At 42.9% G+C, this 10,446-nt stretch carries 7 protein-coding genes; 6 read left to right on the plus strand and 1 reads right to left on the minus strand.

Translation table 11 applies throughout. The features are described from left to right. Nucleotides 1–199: hypothetical protein (locus B879_RS23280; protein WP_040401242.1), on the minus strand; the 199-nt coding region annotated here is incomplete at its 3' end. A gap of 709 nt (nucleotides 200–908) precedes the next feature. Between B879_RS23280 and B879_RS18905 the strand changes: the two genes are divergently transcribed. The 6 genes from B879_RS18905 (at nucleotide 909) to B879_RS18930 (ending at nucleotide 10,086) form a co-directional block, all read left to right on the plus strand. After that, on the plus strand, nucleotides 909–2,180 hold the full coding sequence (locus B879_RS18905; RefSeq protein WP_009186828.1) for an ATP-binding protein: 1,272 nt from the start codon (nucleotides 909–911) through the stop codon (nucleotides 2,178–2,180). Nucleotides 2,181–3,084: 904 nt separating this feature from the next. After that, on the plus strand, nucleotides 3,085–3,321 hold the full coding sequence (locus tag B879_RS18910) for a hypothetical protein (protein WP_009186830.1): 237 nt from the start codon (nucleotides 3,085–3,087) through the stop codon (nucleotides 3,319–3,321). Then, nucleotides 3,308–3,679: a type II toxin-antitoxin system VapC family toxin gene (locus B879_RS18915; RefSeq protein ID WP_009186831.1), complete on the plus strand. Its 372-nt coding sequence runs from the start codon at nucleotides 3,308–3,310 to the stop codon at nucleotides 3,677–3,679. Before B879_RS18910 ends, B879_RS18915 begins: the two co-directional genes overlap by 14 nt. A 1,349-nt stretch (nucleotides 3,680–5,028) precedes the next feature. Further along, complete coding sequence (locus B879_RS18920) at nucleotides 5,029–6,198, plus strand: ATP-binding protein (protein WP_009186832.1); 1,170 nt, start codon at nucleotides 5,029–5,031, stop codon at nucleotides 6,196–6,198. A 726-nt stretch (nucleotides 6,199–6,924) separates the two neighbouring features. Then, entirely contained in the window at nucleotides 6,925–7,665 is a 741-nt protein-coding gene (locus B879_RS18925) for a polysaccharide biosynthesis/export family protein (RefSeq protein ID WP_009186833.1), read from the plus strand. A gap of 3 nt (nucleotides 7,666–7,668) precedes the next feature. Further along, entirely contained in the window at nucleotides 7,669–10,086 is a 2,418-nt protein-coding gene (locus tag B879_RS18930) for a GumC family protein (RefSeq protein ID WP_009186834.1), read from the plus strand. Nucleotides 10,087–10,446: the final 360 nt, after the last annotated feature.

Below are 10,446 nucleotides of genomic sequence, written 5' to 3' on the forward strand. Positions count from 1 at the left end.
TTGGGGTCATAAGGATTTCATTAAGAAAAACCTTTAAAAAGCTCAGCAGCTTAACTATTGTCAAAGGCCTATCCTTGTCACCTCGACGGTAGGAGAGGTCTAAAGACGCTGCGCTTGGCTTCTTTACACCGAGGGACACAGAGAAGGCACCGAGATTCACAGAAGGACCGAGCGTTAAAAAATGATCCCTTTGGATCATTTTAGCGAGAGCTTGTCCCGAGAGCAAAGCGATTCGGGAGGCCAGGATGCAGGGTGGGTATACAAACCGAGATTCACAAAGAAAAAGGGATGAATATCTCAGAAGGGTAAAAACAGAATAAGGCTTATCCTTGTCATTTCCCTGCCCGTACCGTTCAGGCGGGCCTGCCCGCTGTGGCGGGGAACAGAGAGAGAAATCTAAAAGCTATTTAAACCACAAAGCGCGCAAAGGACACAAAGAAAATCAAGTAAGATTTATAAGGCCCAAAGATCTTCAGCTGCAATTTGATCGTTATGATTAGCGTCAGACGAAGGAAGAACGCAAAGCAGCTAGCGCTGAGGGTACCAACCTTTGAGGTTTTTGGAACCTCGAAGGTTTTGAAAAATTAAATAGAACGCCGATTGTTCGCAAGCTCACAATGATAGAACGCCGATAAACGCACCCGCCTGCCGGACGGGCAGGGATGTAGCTGATAATCGCAGATGGTTCGACAAGCTCACCGGATAGAACACGGATTGTTTGCAGTGCTCACGGGGTTGTAACACTGAACCCTCCGAAATACTTCAGAGCAATCTGAACCCATGAACCCTGAACATTTTAACCGTTAACTATTAACATTTACATGGTAAAATTACTATTGAAAATAGCAATTAATTATACGATATTGCTTTTCTAAATAGAAGATTTTTAAATTCGTTCCAAAAAACGCATGCAAAAATTACTGCTACAAGCCGTAATAAGTGACCAAAAAGCGCTACAATGGGAGTCTTCAGCTATCGAGCGACAACATGTTTCTATTGTCGAAGACGATAGTGTTGTTGTGATTTCCGGTATTAGGCGTTGTGGTAAATCTACCTTGCTGCAAGCAATTCGTGCAAAAAACAAAGAACAGGACTATTATCTGAATTTTGATGATGAACGTTTAATTCACTTTAAAGTAGAGGATTTCCAAATGCTTTTAGAGCTTTTTGGAGAACGTTATGGCAAGCAGAAAACGTTTTATTTTGATGAAATACAGAACATCACCGGTTGGGAGCGTTTTGTGAGACGCCTGCATGATTATGGGAATAAAGTGTATATCACTGGCTCCAATGCCTCGATGTTGAGCAGAGAGTTAGGCACGCATTTAACAGGACGATATCAGCAGGTAGAGCTTTACCCATTTTCGTTTTTTGAATATTTGAAACTGAATAACATAGAATCCAGTGCATTGGATCATTTCAACACAGACGATAAGGCCTTGCTCAAAGCATCATTTAATGCCTATTTTAAATGGGGCGGATTTCCTGCTTTTTTAAAATCAAAGCATTCCGAATACCTAAAATCTCTTTACGAAAGTGTGCTGTACCGTGATGTGATGGTGAGGAATGGCCTTACCAATGAACAGGAATTATTAGAATTGATGTTTTTTGTAACGAGCAATACCAGTAAATTAATTTCTTACAACAGTTTGGCAAAAGTAATAGGTGTTAAAAATGCAACAACCGTCAAACAATACCTCGGCTTCCTGCAAGATGCATATATGTTGAGCTTAGTCCCAAAGTATGATGCTTCCGTCAAAAAACAGCTGCTTAATCCTAAAAAAGTGTACGGAATAGACTTGGGTTTGATGCGCCAAATCAGTTTTCAAAGCAGTGAAGACCAGGGGCGATTACTCGAAAACCTGGTGTTTTTAGAATTGAAAAGACAAGCAAAAACGGTGTACTATCATCATATCAAATCGGAATGTGATTTTGTGATCAAAGAAAAAAACAGTATTACCCAAGCAATACAAGTATGCTGGACGCTCTACGATGACAAAACAAAACAGCGGGAAGTTAATGGCTTGCTCGATGCCATGACAGCCTATCAAATCAAGGAAGGACTCATTTTAACCGAAGACGAAAGCGATAGTCTTAAGATAGATGATAAAACAATTACTGTAATGCCCGTGTGGTTGTGGCTGTTAAGAGGGGGGGAGGGAATGAAGAATGGAGAGTGAAGAATGAGAAAAAGGTGGGAAGTCGAATGTCGGAAGTCGGAGAAAGGGAACCATTAAGGAGTTTATCAAGATCCAAGAGGACGGAACGTCAAGAAATGATCCCTTTGGATCATTTTAGTGACTGCCTGTCCCGAGAGCAAAGCGATTCGGGAGGCCAGGCTGTAGGGCAGGGAAAAAGAGCCAAGTGGGTGAACCATTAAGGTGTTTAAGGATTTCATTAAGAGGTAAAATAAGAGCCAAGGCAAAAGTAAAAAGTGAGTTACGAAATCACTGAAGTAACGTCATTCTGATCCGCCACAGGCGGAGAAGAATCTCCCAAACCCAAGAGATAAGTAAAGTGAAAAAGAGTCGCTGCGCTTGGCCTCATAACACAGAGTGCCACCGAGGAGACACAGAGATTCACAGAGGGCTTGGTAATGAAGAAGAAGAATGGTTCATTTACAAAAAAGGTCAGCTAATGTCAAGGGCTTCACCTTGTCATTTTCCTGCCCGTCCGGTCAGGCGGGCCTGCCCGCCGTGGCGGGGAACGGAGAGAGAGATCTAAAAGCTATTTAAACCACAAAGCACACCAAGGACACTAAGAAAAGGAGGTAAATTATTAAGGTCCAAAGGCCTTAGGGTACAATCTGACCCTTTTGATTAGCGTCAGACGATAAAAGGACCCTAAGCAGCTAGCGCTGGGGGTACCAACCTTTGAGGTTTTAGAAACCTCGAAGGTTTTGAAAAATAATTTAAATAAAACAGGATAACGCTCACTACGAATCCTAAGACATAATCCAGGTTAAAACTTAATTTAAACAAGTTTTTTTCTTAAATTGTTAACATAAGTGATTGTTAATGCCGCTTTAATATTTCAAAGATTGGCAGAAATCCTCTGGTAATGAAACTTCAAAATAAGGATAGTATGGAAACGCTATTAGTAAAAGTTGACAATAAGAAAAACTCATCTTTTCTGAGAAAACTTCTACTGAAATTTAATTTCGTCGTGGAAGTTAAGACCACAGCTTCTAGCGAACCATATACATTACCCGAAATGGTAAATGTTGCAGGCCGCTTGCACAGTTACGCTGATCCTTCTAAGAAAAATAGTGAAAAAGCTGTTTGGGAGCAAGTAATCCAGGAAAAGCATGGAACTCCTTGATGCCAATTTCATTCTTAGGTACTTACTACGGGATAATGAAGAACATTTTTTGGTTGTCAGGGATATAATTGAGAAAAACCACCTTACAATTCCTGATTTTATTTTCGCAGAAACAGTTTATGTATTAGAAAAGGTTTACAAAGTCCCTAGACTGGAAATCAATAGTGTACTGATGGGCTTATTAGGATATACCAATATCCATAACAACAGAAAAGATGTCTTAATAAAGTCTTTGGATCTATACAGTAGTCACAACTTGGATTTTGCTGATGCCCTATTAATATCTTATTGTCAAATGACAAAAGACGGTAAACTTCACACGTTTGATAAGAAGATTTTGAAATTTATATCTTCCTAATAATTAGATGGGGACAGTAGGAGAGGTCTATAAAGAATACAAAGAAAACCATTAAGGAGTTAAGGGGTTTAAGGGGTTCATTAAGAGGTAATTTTTAAGAACCAAGAGCCAAGGCAAAAGGCAAAAGTAGGGTTACGAGATGTATGAAGCACCGTCATCCTGAATCCGAAGAAGGAGGATGAAAGCCTGCCCCGTAGCATTACGGGGGATCTCCCAAACCTAGGAGGTAAGTAAAGAGAAAAAGAGACGCTGCGCTTGGCTTAATTACACAGAGAGCCACGGAGGAGTCACAGAGAACCACGGAGAGAATGGTAGTGAAGAATGTAGAATGAAGAGTGAAGAATGGGGGAAGGGAATGTAGAATGATGAATGAAGAGTGAGGAATGGGGGGAGAGAATGAAGAATGAAGAGTGAGAAAAAGGTGGGAAGTCGAATGTCGGAAGTCGGAGAAAGTGAACCATTAAGAAGTTAAGGGGGTTAAGGGGTTCATTAGGAACAATATTGTTGTCGGGTTGTCATGGTTGTCATGGTTCCGTCACGCCCAAGTGTCGCGAGCCTTTAAAAAGCTCAGCAGCTTAGCTAGTGTCAAAGGCCTATCCTTGTCACCTCGACGGTAGGAGAGGTCTAAAGTCGCTACGCTTGGCTTTGTTACACAACTTGTCCCGTGAATAACGGGAGAGTTACCCAGAGAAGGCACAGAGAATCACAGAGTCGGTGGTAATGAAGAGTGTTGAGTGTAAAATGTAAAGTGTAAAATCCGGCACGGCCAAGTTGTTAAAAGTTCAGCGTTCATGAATGTCTGAAAAAGGCCTGAAGGGCCGCTCTGTGACAGCCCAGGGAGAAGCCCTGGGAATAAGGTTCATTCAAATTTAGCCAGAGGTCTGAAGGACCGATTTGAAAAGGTAGGTTTGAAGTGGGAAGTCGAATTTTGGAGCATCGGGAAAGCAGCTAGCGCTGAGAGTACCAACCTTTGAGGTTTTAGAAACCTCGAAGGTTTGAAAAATAATTAAATAGAACGCCGATTGTTCACAAGCTCACAATATATTGGAACGCTCCTGCCTTCCTGCGGTCAGCAGGCAGGGATAACACAGATTTAACGGATGCTCGTCGATTTGTACCAGCTCGGATCAGCGTTAATCCGTAAAATCAGCTTCACTTGTACTGAGCGAAGTCGAAGTATCCGCGTTCCATAAAAAAATCCATAAAACCCTCCGAAATACCTCGGAGCAATCTGAACCTTGAACTCCTGAATCCTTAACCTCTCAAAGTTAAAATTTGGAATCAACTCCAAAAATATAATAAAAAATTACTATTATTGTAATGTGATACAAATAAATAGGCCTGCATATTTGAAATTTCTTACTTCTTGGAAAGCTGAAGAGGTTATTAAGGTGGTGTCAGGGGTGCGCCGCTGCGGTAAGTCTACTTTATTTGAAATGTTTAAAGATCAACTGATTGAAGAAGGAATAGACGAAAAGCAAATCATTAGCATAAATTTTGAAAACATTGATTTTGATGAACTCCGCAATCCAACAGCATTAAACACGTACATAAAGCAACAAATTAAGGACAATATCAAGTACTACCTTTTTCTGGATGAAATTCAAAATGTAAGGGAGTTTGAGCGGGTAGTGAACAGTTTGCAGTTAAATAAAAAGCTTGACATCTATCTCACAGGTTCTAATGCCTATTTTTTAAGTGGTGAATTGGCAACATTGCTGACAGGAAGATATGTAGAACTAAAAATGTTACCCTTATCATTGAAGGAATACCTTTCAGTAAATAAGGATGAAAAATTACTTGAAGCATATAATAATTACCTCAAATCCAGTTTTCCTTTTGCCATAACGCTCGATGAAACAAGGAAACGACAGTATCTCGAGGGCATTTATTCAACAATTGTATTGAAAGACATTGTTAAGCGTTTAAACGTTACAGATGTCAGTATTTTGGAGCAATTGATTCGATATGTTTATGCTGAAATAGGTAATCTGCACAGCATTAATAAAATAACGAATACGCTCAACAGTTCGGGAACTAAAATTTCCAACAAAACAGTTGCCAATTATATGGCAGGTATAGAAGACAGTATGTTAGTCTATCGTGCAGACCGATACAATGTAAAGGGAAGAAAAGTGCTTTCGAGTAATGCGAAATATTATGCGGTAGATATTGGTCTTCGTCGATTAATAGCAGGGGATAGAACGGAGGATTATGGACATATTCTTGAAAATATCATCTACTTGGAATTGTTAAGGAGAGGTTATCAGGTATTCGTAGGTATGGTAGATCACTTAGAAGTAGATTTTCTCGCTGTTGGCGCTGGACAAGAACGACTTTACCTACAAGTTGCCTACTCAACAGATAAAGAAGAAACCTTAAAACGTGAACTCCGTCCATTGCAGTTGATCAATGACAACTACCCAAAACTCCTATTAACCATGGATACAGTGCTTCCTGAACAAAACTTTGGGGGAATACGCAAAACCAATGCGCTGAATTGGTTGATAGGGGATTGATTGTTGACCGTTAACCCTTGAACACCTAGGAAGAAAGATTGGCAATTGAACCACAAAGCGCACCAAGAACACTAAGAAAAATTGAAGAATAATTAAATAGAACGCTGATTGTTCGCAAGCTCACAATATGTTGGAACACAGATAAACGCCGATGAAGCGGATAATCGCAGATCTGAGCTGGATAAAATCTGCGATCATCCGTCCCATCAGCGTCACTTGTACTGAGCGAAGTCGAAGTATCAGCGTTCCATAAAAAAATCCCTAAACCCTCCGAAATGCTTCGGAGCAGACTGAACTTCGAACATTTAACGATTAACCCTTTTGCCTTTTGCCTCCCGAAATTCTTCGGGACAAGTTTTTGCCTTGGCTCTTAATCTTTAAACCCTCCGAAATACTCCGGAGCAAGCTGAACAATGAATGCGTTAACCGTTAAACCGTTAACCTTTAACCTTTTCCCTCGTCCCTTATTATTTCCAACAACCATGACAACCCGACAACCACGACAACATACAAGACACCAACTTTTGCCTTTTTACTTTTGCCTTGGCTCTTAAAGTTACCTAACTTGCCACCGATTCTAGATATTCAACATTCCCAATTCCTAATTCATCATTCTACATTCTTCATTCCCAAATGCGTATCAATTACTCTACACTTTTAATACCCCCCATTCTCCTACTACTCCTGTACACCGCGAGCTGCGTCCCCAACAAACGCATCATCTACATGCAGGAAAGGGAGGCTTCAGAAAGCCCGCTCAAATATGCCTCGGAAATGCTGCCTTATGATGTGGAGGAATACAAACTCCAATACAACGACATCGTAGACATCAATATCCGGACCTCGAGCAAGGAACTCAATGAGCTTTTTAATGAATTTAGTATGGGAAATGTGCAGGGAAATATGATGATGCAGGGGGCTATGGGTGGAGGTGACGCCTTCTTTATGACCGGTTTTAACCTGGATGAAAGAGGAATCGTAGAATTGCCTTTATTGGGTGAAATCAAACTCTCTGGACTTACCCTTCAGGAAGCTAAGATGCTCATCGAAGAGCGTATGGTGGAATTTGTCAATCGGGAAGATTTGTTCGTTAGGGTAAGGTTAGGGGGCATCCGCTATTCGGCACTGGGTGAGTTCCGGATGCCGGGTAAACACAATATCCTTCAAAACCGGGTCACCATCTTCGAAGCCATTGCTAAGGCAGGAGACCTCACAGAAGTAGCCAAACGGGATGACCTGGTCCTTGTCCGGCAGTACCCCGGAGGTACCCGCATGTACCGCATTGACCTGAACAATAAAAATTTATTGACCTCTGAGTATTTCTTCATCCAACCCAATGACATGCTCTATGCCGAGCCCATGAAGATCCGTGAACTGGGCACGGGGGTCAACTTTGTACAGTCTTTTTCCCTGCTCATTACTACCCTGACAGCAGCCTTACTGGTGATAAATTTAACAAGACAATAAGGAATGAATCCCAATACCCCCAATCATATACCCCAGCAACCCATACAGGAGGAAGACGACCTGTACCAGGTTAAGGATATCGTGCGGCGCTACCTGCGCCATTGGTACTGGGTTGCCCTGTCTTTGTTCGTCTGTTTGGCCATTGCATTCATGGTCAACCGATGGACACCACCGGTTTACCTGGCCACTGCACAGTTTCTGGTCAAAGAACAGGAATCCGGTATCAACCTCTTTGAACAGCGCCTATTTGCCAATCCGGAGCTGCAGCTCACCAATCAGATGATCATCCTGCGCTCCCGGCCCATTGCCGAACTGGCCCTGCAAAGGTTGGATTTCGAAGTGGAATACCATTTTCAGGGCATCTTTTCCAAAGTAGAGCGCTATCCCACAGCTCCCATCCTGGTGGAAGTGGATTGGAAACATCCCCAAATCGTAGGAGGGGAGATTGAAGTCAACTGGGACAATGGCCAAAACTTCAGCCTTGCCTTTCCTGAAGAAACCTACCAGCTCACCCAAGTAGGTTCAGAAACTAACAGGAGAATAGATCCTCCTACTTTAGATCAAAACACCTTTGCCTTTGGAAAATGGGTAGAAACCCCCTTTATGCGTTTCAAAGTCAGTTTGACCTCCTCTGAATCACAAGGAAAGATCAATGTCAAAATACGGGATAAAAACAGCCTCATCAATCAATACGCCCGGTCCATTCAGGTCCGTTCATTGGATAAAAATTCCACCATCCTGGAATTGGCTATTGAAACCAACCTGCCGGCCAAGGGCAGGGATTACCTCAATGCACTGATGGAAGCCTACCTGGACAATGAACTGGCGCAGAAAAACCTTACCGCCAGCAATACCATGAGCTTTATCGATGCCCAACTCATCGATCTGGCCGATTCCCTGAATTATATAGAAAACCGCCTGGAAACCTTCCGATCGGCCAACCGCATCTATGACATCTCCGCGGAAGGCTCTGCAGTATTCAGCCGCTTGGCAGACCTGGACCGGGAACTCGCCCAGGAGAAGCTGAAGCGGGAGTATTACCGCAACCTGCAGAATTACCTGGTCAAGGAGGACTACAATGAAATCATCGTGCCTTCGGGTTTGGGGATCGATGACCCCATTCTCAATAACCTGATCAGAAACCTGCTGGAACTGCAGAACCAAAAGGCTTCTCTGATGACCACGCAAAAGGAAGCCTCTCCGGCAGTAAGGGAAGTGAACCGCAAGCTGCAGGACCTGAACAATTCCATCCGGGAATTATTGATCAATGTGGATGAAAATGCAGCCTTCTTGATCAGCGACCTGCAGCGCCGTATATCCCAGATTGACCTGGAATTTAGCCGATTGCCGGCCAAGGAACAGAATCTCCTGCGCATACAGCGGGAGTTCAGCTTCAGTGAAAACATCTATTCCTTCCTGGCCCAGAAGCGGGCAGAAGCAGCCATTACCAAGGCCTCCAATACCCCGGCCAATAAAATCATCGAATATGCCCTGGCTTCCAATACTCCTATTACCCCAAAACCCACGAGGAACTATGCCCTGGCCCTTTCCTTGGGCCTGCTGATTCCCCTGCTCTTTGTCTTGGCCAAGGTGTACCTGAGTGAAAAGGTCAAGGACATCAAGGAACTGGAGAAAAAGGCACAGGTACCCATTTTGGCCTCAGTAGCCTTCCGGAAGTTGTACGATGAACTGGTGGTTTTTGCAGATAAAAATTCCGGGATTACGGAGGCTTTCCGATCCCTCAGGGCCAATATGAACTTTGTGCTGCCCAAAGATAAGTCTTCAGTCATTTTAGTTACTTCCAATACCTCTGGAGAAGGCAAGACCTTTTGTTCCATGAACCTGGCTTCAGTCTATTCTTTGGCAGGAAAGAAGACCATCATTATAGGCACTGACCTGCGCAAACCCAAAATCGCCAAGGAATTTGCGCTGACTAATGACAAGGGATTATCTAATTACCTCAGCGGACAGCAATCCGAATGGAAGACCTTGGTAAAAGGTACAGATTATGACAACTTAGATGTGCTGCTTTCCGGGCCTATTCCTCCGAATCCATCCGAGCTGATTGGTAATGGGAAGATGCCGATTCTTATAGAGGCACTGAAAAAGGAATATGACATCATCATTCTGGACACCCCGCCGATCGGCATGGTTTCGGAGACCTTGGAAATGTTCCCCTTGGCCGATGCGGTATTCTTTGTGGTGCGCTATGACTATACCCTCAAATCCGGTATAGACCATATCAACCAACTCAAAGCCAACCAAAAACTCCAAAATGCCTACATCATCTTCAATGCGGTAGATGAGAAGGAGATGCAGTACAATTATGGGTATGGTTATGGATACGGATATGGGGGGTATTATGGAGAAGAGGAGAAGGTGGGGGTGTTGGGAAGGTTGAGGAAGAGGTTGAAGGGATAAGTCGGATTTCGAATTTCGGAAGTCGGAGAAAGGGAACCATTAAGGAGTGAAGGTCTTTAAGGATTTCATTAAGAGGTAATTTTTAAGGACCAAGAGCCAAGGCAAAAGGCAAAAGTAGGGTTTGGAATGTAGAATTAAGAGTGAAGAATGGTTCGCGTACATAGAAGGGTTGCTAGTGTCAAAGGCTTCTCCTTGTCATTTCGACGAAGGAGAAATCTCTAAAGAATGTCAAATTGAGAGAAAACCATTAAGAAGTTAAGGTCTTTAAGAATTTCATTAAGAAGAATTTCCCAAAAGGCCTGAAGGGCCGCTCTGTGACAGCCCAGGGTGAAGCCCTGGGGATAAGAAACAATCAATATA

Source organism: Cecembia lonarensis LW9, assembly GCF_000298295.1.
Classification (GTDB): Bacteria; Bacteroidota; Bacteroidia; order Cytophagales; family Cyclobacteriaceae; genus Cecembia; species Cecembia lonarensis.